Consider the following 15316-nt stretch of genomic DNA (forward strand, 5'->3'; position numbering starts at 1 on the left):
TGCAGCGTGCTCAGGGCACACCTCGTCGCTGACATTCGCGCGGCCGAGGAAGCGCTTGCGGCGACGCTCCCTGACGGAGAGCTGATGCGCCGGGCATCGGAGGGTCTTGCCGAGCGCATCGACTTCATCCCACCCGGTGAGCTCGTCGTGATGTTGATCGGTCCCGGCAACAACGGCGGTGACGCCCTGTACGCCGCGGTTCACCTGCTGGATCGCGGCGTTCGCGTCGACCTGTGCCTGCTCGACGAGCACACGGTGCACGCCGACGGCCTCGCGGCTGCGCTGGCGGCTGGGGCGCAGATCGTTGACGAGCCGGGGGGCCAGCGGTGGTGCCTCGACGCGATGTTCGGCATCGGCGCTCGTCCCGGGCTCGAGGGAAAGGCGGCCGAGTGGGCGCGGTGGATCGATGATGAAGGGCCCTTCGTCATCGCCGTCGACACGCCGTCGGGCATCGACGTCGACGGTGGGACGCTGCCCGAGTCGTACGTGGATGCTCATCTGACGATCACGTTCGGCACCTTCAAGAACGGCCTGCTCGTCACACCCGCGACCCGTGCGGCCGGAGACACCGACAGCCTGGTCAGCGACCTGGTCGACATCGGCCTCGGACCTCATCTCGGCGCTCCGTCGCTCGAGGCGATCGAAGCACGTGATGGCCATCGGCTCCGGGACATCTTCGAGTGGATCGCTGAGCCGGCGAGTCACAAGTACTCGCGCGGTGTGGTCGGGATCGCCGCCGGCTCGGAGCAGTACGCAGGTGCAGCCCACCTCTGTGTCGCGGGCGCGCAAGCGGGCATGGCGGGGATGGTCCGTTTCGCCGGTTCGGAGGCGCTGTCCGCGCGCGTCGTCGACCGCGCACCAGAGGTCGTTGCGGCGCCCGGGCGTGTACAAGCCTGGGTCGTAGGTCCGGGCGGTGGCGACGACGTCGGTGCGCTCATCACGGCTGCGCTCGCTGACGGTGTGCCCGTCGTCCTCGACGCGGCAGCTCTAGAGGTCGAGCATCTGCCGGAGTCGTTCGACGTACCCGCGCTCCTCACGCCTCATGCCGGTGAGCTGGCCCGGCTGCTCGACACGGACCGTGAGGACGTCGAGGCGGATCCTCTCGGCCACGTCACCAAGGCGGCCGAACGGTGGAACGCCACCGTTCTGCTCAAGGGTCCGCGCACGCTGATTGCCACTCCCGGACGTCCCACCCGCGTGAACATGTCCGGGTCGACCTGGTTGGCGACCGCAGGCGCAGGCGATGTCCTGGCCGGCCTCGCCGGCTCGATGGTGGCTGCCGGCGCCGACCCGCACGATGCCGGATCGTACGCCGCGTTCCTCCACGGAGCCGCGAGCGTCGGAGCCAACTTCGGTGGCCCCGTCACGGCGTCTGACGTCGCCGCTGAGCTTCCCCGAACCATTGCCGCGTTCCACAACGAGACGTTGGATGACGACCTGTTCGACTGGAGGGACTGACGTGGCCCCGCAGGCTGAAGCGATCGTCGACCTCGACGCCTACCGCTCCAACATCGAGACCCTGGCGTCGTGTGCCCCAGGCTCCGCGCTGATGGCGGTGGTGAAGGCCGATGCGTACGGACATGGGATGCTGCAGTGCGGGCGCGCCGCACGTGAGGCCGGAGCCGACTGGCTCGGCGTCGCCACGATCGCCGAGGCGCTGGCGCTGCGCAAGGGCGGCGACACCGGCAACCTGCTGTGCTGGCTCGCCAGCCCCGGTGCAGACTTCGCGTCTGCGATCGCCGCCGACGTGGAGGTCACGGCGTCCTCCGCCGAGCAGCTCGCCGAGATCCTTGCCGCCGCCGAGCGGCCGAAGGTGCAGCTCAAGGTCGACACCGGGCTCTCCCGCAACGGCGCACACGGCGAGCAGTGGACCGCGCTCGTTGCTGCCGCCGCGCAGGCCCAGGACGTTGGCAAGGCCGAGATCACCGGCGTCTGGTCGCACTTCGCCTGCGCCGACGAGCCGGCGCATCCTGCCAACGACGAGCAGGAGAGTGTGTTCCTCAAGGCGGTCGACGAGCTTGCGGCCGCAGGCGTCACGCCCGCGCTGCGTCATCTCAGCAACTCCGCAGCGACCCTCACGCGACCCTCGGCGCACCTCGACCTGGTGCGCGTCGGCATCGCGTCCTACGGCATCAATCCCGATCGCGCCCTCGAGCACGACGCCACGCTGGTGCCGGTGATGACGCTGCAGGCACGGCTCGCAGCGGTCAAGCGGGTCACGGCCGGCACCAGCGTGTCGTACGGGCACACGTGGACCGCCGAGCGTGACACGACGCTCGGACTGGTGCCGATCGGCTACGGCGAGGGCATCCTCCGCACCGCCTCCAACCGCGGCGAGGTCGCACACGGCGACCGCCGTGCACCCGTGGCGGGGACCATCTGCATGGACCAGTTCGTCGTCGACCTCGGCGACAGCGACGCCAGCCGCGGCGACGTGGTCACGGTGTTCGGCCCCGGCGGACCCAGCGCCGACGACTGGGCCGTCGCCGCCGGCACGATCGCGTACGAGGTCGTCACTCGTCTCGGCGGCCGCATCGAGCGCACCTACCGGGGCTCGCGATGAACAAGTCCACCCGGGTCGCCACGACCGCCGGCGCTTTCGTCATCGCCGGCGTCACCGCGACCTTGCTCAACGGCCGCCAGCGTCACAAGCGGCGGCTGCGACGCGGAGAAGAGATCGAGTTCGGCTCGGTCCACAGCGCCAAGCTCACGGTCACGGCGTCCGACGGCGTACGCATCCATGCCGAGGTCGACGAAGGACCACGCAAGACCCCGACCGTGGTGTTCGTCCACGGCTGGGTCGAGACGCTCGACGTCTGGCACTACCAACGACTCGCACTGCGCGACAAGGTTCGCATGGTGTTCGTCGACCAGCGCTCCCACGGGCTCTCGGGCCGCGCCCACGCCAACAGCTCATCGATCGAGCAGCTGGCCGACGACCTGCACGTCGTCATCAACCAGCTCGCGCCCAAGGGGCCGTTGGTGCTCGTCGGGCACTCGCTCGGCGGCATGGCGATCATGCAGCTCGCGGCAGACCACCCCGAGCTGTTCGGCACGCGGGTCAAGGGGGTCGCGCTGGTGGCGACCAGCAGCGGCAAGCTGGCGCGGTCGAGCCCGGCCCTGCGCCGCGTCGCCCCGCTCGTACGCGTCGCGTCACCCGTGCTCGACTGGGGCCGCGCGTTCAACTCCTACTCGGTGATCCGCCGGTGGGGCCTTGGCCCGAACGCGCTCGAACGGCACGTGGACATGGCCAACGAGATGATCCTGCAGGCGCCGACGCACGTGCTCATGGACTTCTACCCGATCTTCCTCGAGCTCGACCTCCGTCGGGCACTCAAGACCGTGGGCAAGGCGCACACCGTCGTGATCGGCGGCACGCACGACCAGCTGACCCCGCTCAAGCACAGCCGCTACCTCGCCGACCACATCCCCAACGCCAAGCTGATCGCCGTCGAGGAGTCGGGCCACATGATCCCGTTCGAGGCCCACGAGACCGTCAGCGACGCGATCGAGTCACTGGTGGAGGAGGCGACATGACAGCGCTCAACGTCATCGAGGCGGGCCCGGAGCACGCCAAGCAGGTCGTCGAGATCATCCACCGCTCCTTCGGCGCACGCCCCACGCTCGACCCGCCGTCGACGGCCCTCGACGAGACCGAGGAGTCGGTGGCAGCCGTGCTCGCAGGTCCCGGCGGCCTGCTCGTCGAACGCCGAGGGCTGCCGATGGGGGCGCTGCTGTTCGACGAGTCCCGGCCCGGACTCCTGGGGCTGAAGCGGGTCGCGGTCGACCCCGACCTGCAAGCCCGAGGCGTGGCCTCGGCGATGGTCGGCGTCGCCGAGGACACCGCGGAGGAACGCGGCAAGGACGGCATCTGGCTGCACGTGCGCGAAGAGCTCCCCGAGACAGTGCAGTTCTGGACCCGGCGCCTCTATCATCCGCGCACGCAGGAGGGCTCGACGATCGAGTTCGGCAAGACCCTGTGGCTGTCACGGGAGATCCCGACCGCCGACGACATGAAGGCCTTCGCCGGTCGACTCTCCACGCTGTTGAGCGCTGGCGACCTGTTGGTGCTGTCGGGGGAGCTCGGAGCCGGCAAGACGACGTTCACGCAGGGGCTTGGCGACGGGCTCGGCGTACGCGGTCCGGTGACCTCGCCGACGTTCGTCATCGCCCGTACGCACCCGTCGCTGGTCGACGGCCCGCCCCTGGTGCACGTGGACGCCTACCGACTGGGCGACGCTGCCGAGATCGACGACATCGACCTCGATGCGACGACCGATGACGCGGTCACGGTCGTGGAGTGGGGCGACGGCGTCGCCGAGCAGCTCAGCGACAGCTGGCTGCATGTCCGCATCGAGGTGCGCCGCGCCCACGAGAACGATCCGCTCGGCACCGCGGTCGACGCCGACAGCGACGAGACCCGGGTCATCACGGTCAAGCCACACGGCCCCCGCTGGGTCGGTGTACCCCTCCGGTCGACGTTGCTCGGGACATCAACCGTCTAAGGTCGACTCGTGCTTCTCCTTGCGTTCGACACGGCCACGCCCGCGATCACGGTGGCGGTCCACGACGGCTCGGCCGTCGTCGGTGAGGCATCCGGCCACGGCGCGATGGCCCACGGCGAGCTGCTGGCCCCCGCGATCCGCGATGCCATGAAGCAGGCCGGTGCCGCGATGGCCGATCTCACCGACGTCGCCGTTGGCGTCGGGCCAGGACCGTTCACGGGACTGCGGGTCGGCGTCGTCACCGCCCTCACCCTCGGCTCGACACTGGGACTCACGCAGCACGGAGTCTGCTCGCTCGACATCGTCGCGGCGGACGTTCGGGCCGAGGCGGAGTTCCTGGTCGCCACGGATGCGCGCCGCAAGGAGGTCTACTGGGCGCGCTACGACGCCGACGGTGCACGACTCGACGGTCCGCACGTGTCACTGCCGGCAGACCTGGCGCACCAGCACCCCGACCTGCCGACGTACGGGCGCGGAGGAGAGCTGTACGACGGCGTGCTCCGGCCTGCAGGAGATGCCGTGGACCCGCGCGCTGCTGCGCTCGCCGAGGCGGTCGTCGCCGGACGGGTCATCGAGCTGCCGCTCGAGCCGCTCTACCTGCGCCGCCCCGATGCGGTGCCGCAGATCGTCAACAACCGCGCATGATCCGCGGAGCCACCGATCGGGATGTCGCCGCGATCGTCACGATCGAGGCCGAGTGCTTCGGGTCGGATGCGTGGAGCGAGCAGCTCGTACGTGAGCAGCTCGCCGCAGAGCATCGCATCGTCCTGGTCGACGACCCCGTCGCGTACGGCGTCGTCTCGGTGCTGGGTGATGTCGCCGACCTCGACCGCATCGCCGTGCTGCCGTTCGCCCGCCGTCGTGGAGTCGCCGGGGGGCTGCTCGAGCAGCTCATCGAGGCCGCGGGCGGGCACGGGGCCGAGCGCCTGCTGCTCGAGGTCGCGGCGGACAACGACGCGGCGATCGGGCTGTACGAGTCGTTCGGATTCACCACGATCAACACCCGCAAGGGCTACTACCCGCGCGGCGTCGACGCGCTCGTCATGGAGAGGGAGATCGCATGAGGGAGAACTTTGCATCTGGTTCGCCGTGGGAGGACGCGGTGGGCTATTCACGCGTCGTCACGGTCGGCGACTCGGCATGGGTCGCCGGCACGACGGCAACGGTCGACGGAGAAGTTGTCGGCGTCGGAGATGTGTACGAGCAGGCGCGCGTGGCGTTCGGCATAGCCGTCGAGGGCCTTCGTGCCGCAGGATTCGCCGCGGCTGACGTCGTCCGCACTCGGATGTTCGTGACCGACATCGCACTGTTCGACGAGGTCGGCCGGGCGCACAGCGAGTTCTTCGACTCCGTGCGGCCTGTCGCCACGATGGTCGAGGTCTCGGGCCTCGCACTGCCCGAGCACCTGATCGAGATCGAGATAGACGCCCAGCGCTCTCGTGACACCCGTGGCACCCTGAAGGCATGACCGAGACACCTGAAGGCCTGCCCGACGAGTCCGACAACCTTGACCAGCTCCAGCCTGACGACACCCTGATCGACCGGGGCGTCGACGACGTGCTCGACGAGGGCTATTCGCCGTCGGAGAAGTGGTCAGCGGGTGAGGGCTTCGGCTCCACTGCCGACGAGGCGCTCCAGGGCGAGAACCTCGACCAGCGCCTCGCCCAGGAGGAACCCGACGTCGACCCGTACGCCGAGGACGACGGTGAAGATCTCGACGACGGTGAAGTCGGCAGCGAACGCGCCGGCCGACTCGTCGATCCCGACCAGGGACTCGGCGAGGACGTCGACTCCGAGCTGGTGGGCGAGGACGTCGGCATCGACGGTGCGGGTGCCAGTGCCGAAGAGGCCGCCGTACATGTCGTGGACGACGAGTAAGCCGCGACAGCCATTAGGCTCACCTGATGCGAGACATCACGTACCCGCCGGTCATCCTCACCGCCAAGGCATTGTTCAAGGTGCTGGGCATGAAGTTCCAGATGTCCGGGACGGAAAACATCCCGCGCACGGGCGGCGCGATCCTCGCGGCCAACCACATCGGGTATGTCGACTTCATCTTCGACGGCTTCGCGGCGCACCCCAACAAGCGCCTGGTGCGCTTCATGGCCAAGAAGGACGCGTTTGACAACAAGATCTCCGGCCCGATCATGCGATCGCTGCATCACATCTCGGTCGACCGTGAGCACGGCGTCGAGTCCTACAACCAGGCCGTCGAGTACGCCCGCAACGGTGAGATCGTCGGCATCTTCCCCGAGGCCACCATCAGCCGCTCCTTCGAGATCAAGGAGCTCAAGACGGGTGCCGTACGCATGGCCGCCGAGGCCGGCGTACCGCTGATCCCGATGGTCACCTGGGGCACCCAGCTGCTCAAGACCAAGGACCACGACTCCGACCTCACGGGTCGCGGCAAGACGATCGGCCTGCACGTCGGTGAGCCGCTCGAGGTCACGGGCGAGGATCCGGTCGCCGAGACCGAGATGCTGCGCCAGGCCATGAGCGCTCTGCTCGACAAGGCCATCGCCGACTACCCGATCCGCCCCGAGGGGCAGTGGTGGGCGCCAGCGCGTCATGGCGGGACGGCTCCCACGCCCGAGCAGGCCAAGAAGCTCGATGAGGAAGAACAGATCGCTCGCGCAGCGAAGCGAGCCGCCAGGACCGATTAGTCGCCGACTGTGCCGTCGGCCATCTCGCGCAGCAGGTCGAGATGGCCGTTGTGCCGGGCAGTCTCCTCGATGAGGTGCAGGACGACCCAGCGCACGTTGGGGTGGAAGTCCTTGAGCACCTTGTCGGCCTCGGCGTCGAGATCGAGATCGGCGAGCAGCGAACGCGTGAGCTGCACCTGCTCGGAGTAGCCGTCGATGACCTCCTGCAACGGCACCGTGAGCCCGGCTTCGAGCTCTCCATCGGGGTGCTCCTCGCTCCAGGGTGCGCGATCGTCACGGCCAAGGAGCACGACCTCGACCCAGTAGTGCTCGTTCCAGCGCAGGTGGTTGAGCAGCGACGCGGGGTTGGTCAGCGGCGACGTGGAGACCGGGGCCGTACGGGCCAGCTCCTGCGACAGGCCGCGCACCTTGAACAACGCGGTCTGCTGGACGTACTCCAGCATCTGCATCAGGACGGAGCGCTCATCGCCGGCGGGGGGAGTGTCGGTGCGGACCATCCGTCCACCCTGACACACTCCGCCTGTCAGAATGACTCGGTGAGCACAGAGCCCCTGGTACTCGGAATCGAGTCGTCGTGTGACGAGACCGGTGTCGGCATCGTCCGTGGCACGGAGCTGCTCGCGCACGCGCTCTCGTCGAGCATGGAGGAGCACGTACGGTTCGGTGGCATCGTGCCGGAGGTGGCCAGCCGCGCCCACCTCGAGGCGATGGTCCCGACGTTGGAGCAGGCCTATGCGGAGTCCGGCGTACGCATCCAGGACGTCGACGCGATCGCCGTCACCAGCGGGCCGGGACTCACGGGTGCGCTGCTGGTCGGCGTGGCCGCCGCCAAGGCTCTGGCACTCGCCCACGACAAGCCCCTTTACGGCGTCAACCACCTCGCCGCGCATGTTGCGGTCGACCAGCTCGAGCACGGTCGCTTCGACGGCCGGATGGCGGCGATGCTGGTCAGCGGCGGCCATACCGAGATCCTGCTCGTCGACGACATCGCCACCGACATCACGCTGCTCGGCCAGACGATCGACGATGCCGCGGGGGAGGCATTCGACAAGGTCGCCCGTCTCCTGGGACTGCCCTATCCCGGCGGGCCCCACATCGACCGGGTCGCCCGTGAGGGTGACGGCACCGCGTACGACTTCCCGCGGGCGCTGACCACCGGCCGCGACGTCGAGAAGTACAAGTACGACTTCTCGTTCTCCGGGCTCAAGAGCGCCGTCGCACGACTCGTCCAGCACGAGGAGCGCATGGGTCGTACGTTCAACGTCGCCGATGTCGCGGCGGCGTTCCAGGACTCGGTGTGCGACGTGCTGACTAAGAAGACCATCGCGGCCTGCAAGGACCACGACGTCGACACCCTGATCATCGGTGGCGGCGTGGCCGCCAATGCGCGTCTGCGTCACTTCGCTGAGGCGCGGGCCGCCAAGGCCGGCATCACGGTACGCGTGCCGCGTCTCGGCCTGTGCACCGACAACGGCGCCATGGTGGCGGCACTGGGCGCCGAGATCGTGCGCCGTGGACTCCCGCCGTCGTCGCTGGATCTCCTGGTCGACTCGAGCATGCCGGTCACGCAGGTCCTGGCCGCCTGACCATGCATGGTGCACGGGGCAAGCTCCCCGTCGACGGGCTGAAGGCCGAAGAGTGCTGACGACGCTGGCGGTCGACAACTACCGATCGATCCGCAGCCTCCGGCTCGAGCTCGACGCGCTCAACGTGGTGACAGGTGCGAACGGTGTCGGCAAGTCGAGCCTCTACCGCGCGTTGCGGCTGCTCGCGTCCTGCGCCAGCGGCGGGGTCGTGGCTGCCCTGGCGACCGAGGGCGGGCTGGCATCGACGCTGTGGGCCGGTCCGGAGATGATCAGCGATGCCATGCGGCGCGGCGACGTACCCGTGCAGGGCACGCGTCGTACCGAATCGGTGGCCCTGCGACTCGGGTTCATGACCGACGAGTTCGGCTACTCGATCGATCTCGGCTATCCGCCCCCGGCGCGGACAGCGTTCGGCCGCGACCCGGAGATCAAGGCCGAGTCGATCTGGCATGCGCCGCAGCTTCGACCGTCGACCCTGCTGTCGGAGCGCAAGAACGCCGCCGTACGCCTCCGGGAGCCGGACGGATCGTGGCGCCAGCTCCTCAAGCCCCTCGATCCCGGCGACTCGATGCTGTCGCAGGTCGCCGATCCTGTCGCTGCACCCGACGTGCTGATGGTGCGCGAACAGGTACGCCGGTGGCGGTTCTACGACCACGTGCGCACCGACGTCGATGCGCCCGCCAGGCAGTCGCGGCTCGGCACGCGTACGCCCGTGATGAGCGCCGACGGGTCCGACATCGCCGCCGCGCTGCAGACCATCATCGAGGTCGGCGACCGCGGCGCCCTGGACGCCATCGTCGACCGGGCGTTCCCGGGCAGCTCGGTCCGGGTTGAGGTCGCCGAGGACGGTCGCTTCGAGGTCCGGCTCAGCCAGCCCGGCATGCTCCGGCCGCTCGGCACCACCGAGCTGTCCGACGGCACGCTGCGCTTCCTGCTGTGGGCGGCCGCGCTGCTCACCCCGAGGGCGCCTGAGCTCATGGTGCTCAACGAGCCCGAGACCAGCCTGCACCCCGATCTGCTCCCGGCCCTGGGTGAGCTGATCGTCAACGCGTCCGAGCACAGCCAGGTCATCGTCGTGACACATGCGGCGGCCCTGTCGGCGATTGCCGACAAGGCGGGCGCACGTGCGATCGAGCTGGTCAAGGACACCGGCGAGACGCTGGTGGCGGGCCAGGGCAGGTTCGACGGTCCGAGCTGGTCCTGGCCCAAACGCTAGGGCGTGACGAAGGGTGGCGCGCGAAGAGCGATTCCGAGGTCGGTCCTCGCTACGATCGAAGCCTCCTGCAGAAACGGTGGTGGCCATGAAGCGCTCCCTGCGACTCGCCGCAGCGACGATCGTGATGGCGGCGGCACTCAGCGCCTGTGGTGACGACGAACCTGCCGCGCCGGTGGAGGTCACGTCAGCACCCACGCCGACCTCGACCGCGACGCTGACAGGCGCATCGACCGACGAGGTCAACGAGGCGTCCGACCTGTTCGGCCAGCTCGTGGGAGTCAGGGTGGGGGACCACCCGGGCTTCGACCGGGTCGTGCTCGAGTTCGCCAAGGACGTGCCCGGCTACTCCATCAAGTACGTCGAGTTGCCCGTCACCGAGGACGGCTCTGGTGAGCCCGTCGACCTCCCCGGAGCGGACTTCGCCGTACAGATCGTCATGACCCCCGCGTCGGGCTTCGACATGGAGGCCGGCAAGGCGACCTACACGGGACCCAAGACCGTCTCCAGCGACAAGACAGCTGAGATCACCGGAGTCGTCGACTCGGGAGACTTCGAGTCGCTGCTCAGCTGGGCCGTCGGGCTGCGCCACGAGGTGCCGTTCAAGGTCACCAAGCTGAGCAATCCCGCGCGCCTGGTCGTCGACTTCCAGACCAGCTAGCTCAGTCGCGCGATCTGGGCAGTCACAAGATTCCCAGCAGGACCTCGGTTCCTGTCACTCCTGCCACGTTGCAACAGGGGTGAGGTGCCAGTTTTCTGGCTCCTGCTGGGAATCTTGTGACTGCTGATCGCTACTTCAGGAAGTTGTCCAGCGCTTCGCTGATCAGGGTCACGGGGCTCACACCGCGTTCCTTGGCCGCCGTCGTGATGCGCGACTCGAGGGCCGTCGTCATGAGCGCCGGCTCTCCGGTCGGCCGGTCGCGGTCGAACACCTTCATCGCGGCGATCACGACCGTACCGAGCACGTCGAGGATCCCGACGACGCCGAAGGTCCGCCAAAAGCCGTCGCCGAGATCTGCGCCGTCCACGATCGCGAGGGAGATCATGGCGGCGACGACGGTGATCGACACGAGCGTGGCCACCAGCAGCCAGCTGAGCCGGCCGCGCTCGGCGATCGCCAGCATCAGACATGACTGGGCGATCGAGGCGGCGATCGTGATGCCGACACCGAACGTGTCCCACACGGGTTGGTCGCCGTCGTAGCCACCCCAGGTCAGGGCCAGGGCGAGGACGAACGGGACCAGCGACACGAGCCCGCCGACGATTCCGACGATCGCGGTCGGCTTGCCGGCGACGGCGAGGTAGCACAGCACGGCGATCGACTCGGCGCCCACGATCACGGTGGTGAGCAGCACCTGCCCTTCGGTCTCGCCGAAGTCACCGCCGCCGAGCAGGGCGATGATCCCCATCAGCGCCGCGATGGAGAACGAGCCGATGACGAGCCAGACGACGAGCTTGCGCAGATCCTTCATGCGCTGCATCCTCGCGCAAGGTGCCGGGGCATGTCTCCACTTGTGTCAAGAACGCGCGACGGCGCGGGTGAAGCGGACCGTCCGTCCCGGCACCGCCTGCGCGAGCTGATCGGTGTGCCGGTCGAGCACGACCGCGATCACGGGGTAGCCGCCGGTGACGGGGTGATCCGGGCCGAGCACGATCGGCCGGCCCTCTGCTGTCACCTGGATGCTGCCGCGGACACAGGGCTCGCTCGGCAGCTCGTCGGTGCGTGATCGCTCCAGGGCCGGCCCGGTCAGTCGTACGCCCACCCGGTCGGACGAGGTGTCGACGTGCCACGAGGACTCGAGCAGCAGGCGTACGGCTGCCACGGTGAACCAGTCGTCGCGCGGGCCGATCGCCACCTCGAGCGTCAGGTCGCCGGTACGTCCCAGCGGTGGCACGTCCTCCAGGTCGGGCCGGGGGCTCGGCGGTCCGAGCTCGAGACGGTCGCCGACCGCCAACGCCGCAGGTCCGAGACCTGCCAGGGTGTCGGTCGAACGTGAGCCGAGCTCCTCGGCAATCAGGAGGCCACCTGACACCCCGACGTACGACCGCAGGCCCGACCGGGACGCTCCCACGGCGAGTCGCTGACCCGACTGCAGGGGCACCGCGCGCCCGTACGCCGCCGGGTCGCCGTCGATCGTGATCGAGCCCGCTCCGCCGGTCACCGCAACGTTGACGGACCGCTCTGCACGAAGGACGAGTCCTCCGCCCAGCAGCTCGATGGCCGCGCAGCCGGGATGGTTGCCGAGCAGGGCGTTCACCTGGCGCAACGCGGTGCGGTCGAACGCGCCGGACCGGCTCACGCCGAGGTGCCCCAGGCCCGGGCGCCCGAGGTCCTGCACGAGGCTGAGCAGGCCAGGGGACTCGACGACGAGAGTCATCGCGCGACGAACCTGACAGCCATCCCGGCGACCAGCAGCGCGGGTGGCTCGCGGCCGGTGTCCCACATCGCCAGCTCGGTGTGGCCGACGAGCTGCCAGCCGCCCGGCGACTGCCGGGGATAGACACCGCTGAACTCACCGGCCACCCCCACCGATCCGGCCGGCACCCGGGCTCGCGGTGACTCGCGGCGCGGGACGTGGAGGCGAGGATCGCCGCCGACGAGGTAGGAGAACCCGGGAGCGAATCCTCCGAACGCGACGGTCCACGGAGTGCCCGTGTGTGCTTCGACGACCTCGTCGACGCTCAGTCCGGTGAGGCGCGCCACGTCGCCCAGGTCGGCACCGTCGTACGTGACCGGCACCTCGATCTCCGGCTGGCCGGGCAACGCCACCGAGTCCGCCGGCCTGGTCTGGTCGACGAGGGACCACAGCGTGCCGGGATCTCCGCGCAGCAGCACGGTACGAGCCCCGAGCACCGCCTCAGCCTGGTCGTGCAGCGCGGCAAACCAGCTCTGCGCCTCGTCGAGCGACTCGCAGTCGAGCAGCAGGGCGGTGTCGCCGTACGGCCTGAGGTTCACGCGGTGACGCTCATCAGCTCGGTCCCCGCCGACTCCAGGGCTGCCCGCACCGAACGTGCCAGATCGACCGCGCCGGGGCTGTCGCTGTGCACGCACACCGACGAGACGGTGCTCATCAGGCGCACGGCCTGCGCTGCCACGGCGTCAGGGTCGTCGAGCACGGCACCCGCCTGGCTGCGGGGTACGAGCCTGCCGTCGGAGGTGTAGGCGCGATCGGCGAAGCCTTCGCGGATGACCGGTAGGCCGGAGCTCTCCGCGATCGCCAGTGACGTCGATCCGGGGAGCCCGAGCAGGGGCAGCGACACATCGAGGGCCAGGAGCGCATCCACCACGGCCTGCGCCTGGACGTCGTCGTCCACGATCGTGTTGTAGAGCGCGCCGTGAGGCTTGACGTACGAGACCGAGCTGCCGGCCGCCCTGGCGATCTCGTCGAGCAGCCCGATCTGGCCGAGCAGCTGGTCGGTGAGCTCGGCTGGACGGATGTCGACGCGGATCCGGCCGAAGTTCGCACGGTCCGGATAGCCGACCTGCGCGCCGATGGCGACCCCGCGGTCGATGGCGGCGTCGCAGGTCGCGCGCATCAGATCCGCGTCACCGGCATACGCCCCGCAGCACACGTTGGCGCTCGTGACGACGTCGAGAAGGGCGATGTCCTCGCCCGACGTCCACCGGGGCCACGACTCGCCCAGGTCGGCATTGAGGTCGATCCGCATACCGCGAGCGTAGGCCGTGTCTGGTCGCTCAGAGTCGATCAACGAGGAATGCCCTGCCCTCGCCGCGCACCCGCGTCATGATCACGGTCGCCGGGTTGGGGCCCTTGAGCTTGAGCCGCTTCACGAGCTCCTCGGGCACGATGTCGACGCCGCGCTTCTTGACCGTCAGCGTGCCGATACGGCGCACCTGGAGCGCCGCCTTGAGTGGCTTCTCCCGGTACGGCAGCTCGTCGATCACCCGGAAGCCCCGCGCCAACGGCGTGCTCGCGGCCCGGTCGGAGGTCACGTACGCGATCTTGGCGTCCATCAGCCAGCCGCCGATGTCGGCGGCGAGCTCGCCGACCAGACCCGAGCGGATGACGGCGTCGTCGGGCTCGTAGATGTATGCACCCGGCTGACCCAACGCAGCCAGCTCGCCGACTGCGACGAGACCGTGGCCGGACGGGAGCACCGTGGCGCGGCGGGTGGCGGTCGCAAACGGCGCACCCCACAGGCACGCCTCGACCAGGTCGCCGCCGTCGCTGACCCATTCGGCCTCGACGCCGTCCGGTACGGCGTCGTGCGCCAGGCCCGGCATGACCTTCGCGACGGCTCGACGTTCCAGCAGGTGGCGCACCCAGTCCCACGGAGGCTGCAGGTCGGCGGTGGAGAACGTACGACCGCGGCCGTCACGTCGTGCAGGATCGACGAACGCAACCTCGTCCGGAGCCACCTCGACGCCGCGTACGTCCCCGGTGACCACCTCACCGTCGAGCTCGAGGGCCCGCAGGTTGGCGGCCGCGATGGCGGCGCGTACGGGATCCAGCTCGACACCGCGTACGCGGAGCCCTGCGCGGGCCATCGCGACCAGGTCGCCGCCGATGCCGCACCCGAGGTCGACGACGGCGGAGGCGCCCGTCGACGCGATGCGCGTGGCACGGTGCGTCGCGACGCGCTGCCTCGTCGACTGCTCCAGCGCGTCGTGCGTGAAGTACATCCGCCCTGCGTCGTCACCGAACTTGGCGGCCGCCTTGCCGCGCAGGTGGTGCTGCGTCACGGCGGCGGCGACGAGGCCCGAGGCGTACGTCTTGCGGAGGCGGGTGCCGAGCGCGAGATCGCTCTGCGTACCAGCGCTCTGGGACACCTCGTCGAGCAGCAGCTGGCCCGCAGGAGAGAGCAGCTTCTCGAACGTGGCCAGGTCCATGACGGAAGTCTGCCGTGTGACCGGAGCTTCGAGTTCAGCGGAGCGCGAACACCCTTAGCACTCTGAAGGGGAGAGTGCTAGGTTTCGTATTGGCGCTCTCGTATTGAGAGTGCCAGCAACGGTGGTGCATGACCCCCGCGACGGCGTGCCCACCAGCGTCCAGAGTTCCACCGCCTGAAAGGGGAGGTCGACACGTGTCGGTCACCATCAAGCCGCTCGAAGACCGTCTGGTCATCCAGGCTGTCGAAGCCGAGCAGACCACCAAGTCGGGACTGGTCATTCCAGAAACCGCCAAAGAGAAGCCGCAGGAAGGTCTTGTCGTCGCAGTAGGCCCCGGTCGGGTCGACGACAACGGCAACCGCGTTCCGATCGACGTCGCCGTTGGCGACAAGGTCATTTTCAGCAAGTACGGCGGAACCGAGGTCAAGTACGACGGAGACGAGTACCTCATCCTCTCCGCTCGCGACGTCCTCGCCGTCGTTTCGTGATGTGACGCC

The 15316-nt window shown here is 69.3% G+C and carries 19 protein-coding genes; 13 read left to right on the forward strand and 6 right to left on the reverse strand.

The window, feature by feature from the left end:
* The first annotated feature begins 6 nt into the window (after positions 1-6).
* The 9 genes from ABD683_RS12365 to ABD683_RS12405 are packed head-to-tail and all read left to right on the forward strand — an operon-like array spanning position 7 to position 7168.
* Positions 7-1458 carry an NAD(P)H-hydrate dehydratase gene (locus ABD683_RS12365; RefSeq protein WP_344770255.1) on the forward strand — a complete coding sequence of 484 codons (1452 nt, stop codon included), beginning with the start codon at positions 7-9 and terminating at the stop codon, positions 1456-1458.
* A gap of 1 nt (position 1459) precedes the next feature.
* Positions 1460-2563 carry an alanine racemase gene (alr, locus tag ABD683_RS12370; RefSeq protein WP_344770256.1) on the forward strand — a complete coding sequence of 368 codons (1104 nt, stop codon included), beginning with the start codon at positions 1460-1462 and terminating at the stop codon, positions 2561-2563.
* Positions 2560-3537 carry an alpha/beta fold hydrolase gene (locus tag ABD683_RS12375; protein ID WP_344770257.1) on the forward strand — a complete coding sequence of 326 codons (978 nt, stop codon included), beginning with the start codon at positions 2560-2562 and terminating at the stop codon, positions 3535-3537. The genes alr and ABD683_RS12375 overlap by 4 nt, the downstream gene beginning before the upstream one ends.
* Positions 3534-4505 (forward strand): tRNA (adenosine(37)-N6)-threonylcarbamoyltransferase complex ATPase subunit type 1 TsaE, encoded by a 972-nt coding sequence (tsaE, locus tag ABD683_RS12380; RefSeq protein ID WP_344770258.1) that lies wholly within the window; start codon positions 3534-3536, stop codon positions 4503-4505. Before ABD683_RS12375 ends, tsaE begins: the two co-directional genes overlap by 4 nt.
* Before the next feature lie 9 nt (positions 4506-4514).
* Entirely contained in the window at positions 4515-5150 is a 636-nt protein-coding gene (tsaB, locus tag ABD683_RS12385) for a tRNA (adenosine(37)-N6)-threonylcarbamoyltransferase complex dimerization subunit type 1 TsaB (protein ID WP_344770259.1), read from the forward strand.
* The gene (rimI, locus tag ABD683_RS12390) at positions 5147-5569 is read left to right on the forward strand and encodes a ribosomal protein S18-alanine N-acetyltransferase (protein WP_344770260.1); all 423 of its coding nucleotides are present in this window, start codon (positions 5147-5149) and stop codon (positions 5567-5569) included. The genes tsaB and rimI overlap by 4 nt, the downstream gene beginning before the upstream one ends.
* Positions 5566-5973 (forward strand): RidA family protein, encoded by a 408-nt coding sequence (locus ABD683_RS12395; RefSeq protein WP_344770261.1) that lies wholly within the window; start codon positions 5566-5568, stop codon positions 5971-5973. Before rimI ends, ABD683_RS12395 begins: the two co-directional genes overlap by 4 nt.
* The gene (locus ABD683_RS12400; protein WP_344770262.1) at positions 5970-6383 is read left to right on the forward strand and encodes a DUF5709 domain-containing protein; all 414 of its coding nucleotides are present in this window, start codon (positions 5970-5972) and stop codon (positions 6381-6383) included. The genes ABD683_RS12395 and ABD683_RS12400 overlap by 4 nt, the downstream gene beginning before the upstream one ends.
* 26 nt (positions 6384-6409) lie before the next feature.
* Entirely contained in the window at positions 6410-7168 is a 759-nt protein-coding gene (locus ABD683_RS12405; protein WP_344770263.1) for a lysophospholipid acyltransferase family protein, read from the forward strand.
* On the opposite strand, the gene ABD683_RS12410 is transcribed toward ABD683_RS12405, so the two are convergent.
* Entirely contained in the window at positions 7165-7665 is a 501-nt protein-coding gene (locus tag ABD683_RS12410) for a mycothiol transferase (protein ID WP_344770264.1), read from the reverse strand. The genes ABD683_RS12405 and ABD683_RS12410 overlap by 4 nt on opposite strands.
* Positions 7666-7704: 39 nt before the next feature.
* Here ABD683_RS12410 and tsaD point away from each other — a divergent pair, with 39 nt between their 5' ends.
* The 3 genes from tsaD to ABD683_RS12425 all read left to right on the forward strand — a co-directional run bounded on the left by tsaD (position 7705) and on the right by ABD683_RS12425 (position 10628).
* Entirely contained in the window at positions 7705-8754 is a 1050-nt protein-coding gene (gene tsaD / locus ABD683_RS12415) for a tRNA (adenosine(37)-N6)-threonylcarbamoyltransferase complex transferase subunit TsaD (protein ID WP_344770265.1), read from the forward strand.
* A gap of 52 nt (positions 8755-8806) precedes the next feature.
* Entirely contained in the window at positions 8807-9970 is a 1164-nt protein-coding gene (locus ABD683_RS12420; RefSeq protein ID WP_344770266.1) for an AAA family ATPase, read from the forward strand.
* Between the two features lie 85 nt (positions 9971-10055).
* Positions 10056-10628: an AMIN-like domain-containing (lipo)protein gene (locus ABD683_RS12425; protein WP_344770267.1), complete on the forward strand. Its 573-nt coding sequence runs from the start codon at positions 10056-10058 to the stop codon at positions 10626-10628.
* A gap of 130 nt (positions 10629-10758) precedes the next feature.
* On the opposite strand, the gene ABD683_RS12430 is transcribed toward ABD683_RS12425, so the two are convergent.
* Genes ABD683_RS12430 through ABD683_RS12450 form a run of 5 tightly spaced genes read right to left on the reverse strand, consistent with a single transcriptional unit; the run spans position 10759 to position 14819 of the window.
* A complete protein-coding gene (locus ABD683_RS12430; protein ID WP_344770268.1) occupies positions 10759-11439 on the reverse strand; it encodes a hypothetical protein in 681 nt (226 codons plus the stop codon).
* A gap of 45 nt (positions 11440-11484) precedes the next feature.
* Positions 11485-12345 carry a 5-oxoprolinase subunit C family protein gene (locus ABD683_RS12435; protein ID WP_344770269.1) on the reverse strand — a complete coding sequence of 287 codons (861 nt, stop codon included), beginning with the start codon at positions 12343-12345 and terminating at the stop codon, positions 11485-11487.
* A complete protein-coding gene (locus ABD683_RS12440; RefSeq protein WP_344770270.1) occupies positions 12342-12923 on the reverse strand; it encodes a 5-oxoprolinase subunit B family protein in 582 nt (193 codons plus the stop codon). Before ABD683_RS12440 ends, ABD683_RS12435 begins: the two co-directional genes overlap by 4 nt.
* Positions 12920-13636: a LamB/YcsF family protein gene (locus tag ABD683_RS12445; protein WP_344770271.1), complete on the reverse strand. Its 717-nt coding sequence runs from the start codon at positions 13634-13636 to the stop codon at positions 12920-12922. Before ABD683_RS12445 ends, ABD683_RS12440 begins: the two co-directional genes overlap by 4 nt.
* A 28-nt stretch (positions 13637-13664) precedes the next feature.
* Positions 13665-14819: a class I SAM-dependent methyltransferase gene (locus ABD683_RS12450; RefSeq protein ID WP_344770272.1), complete on the reverse strand. Its 1155-nt coding sequence runs from the start codon at positions 14817-14819 to the stop codon at positions 13665-13667.
* 194 nt (positions 14820-15013) lie between these two features.
* Here ABD683_RS12450 and groES point away from each other — a divergent pair, with 194 nt between their 5' ends.
* The gene (groES, locus tag ABD683_RS12455; protein ID WP_332643623.1) at positions 15014-15307 is read left to right on the forward strand and encodes a co-chaperone GroES; all 294 of its coding nucleotides are present in this window, start codon (positions 15014-15016) and stop codon (positions 15305-15307) included.
* The last annotated feature ends 9 nt before the right edge of the window (positions 15308-15316 follow it).

Source organism: Aeromicrobium panaciterrae, from assembly GCF_039537165.1.
Classification (GTDB): domain Bacteria; phylum Actinomycetota; class Actinomycetes; order Propionibacteriales; family Nocardioidaceae; genus Aeromicrobium; species Aeromicrobium panaciterrae.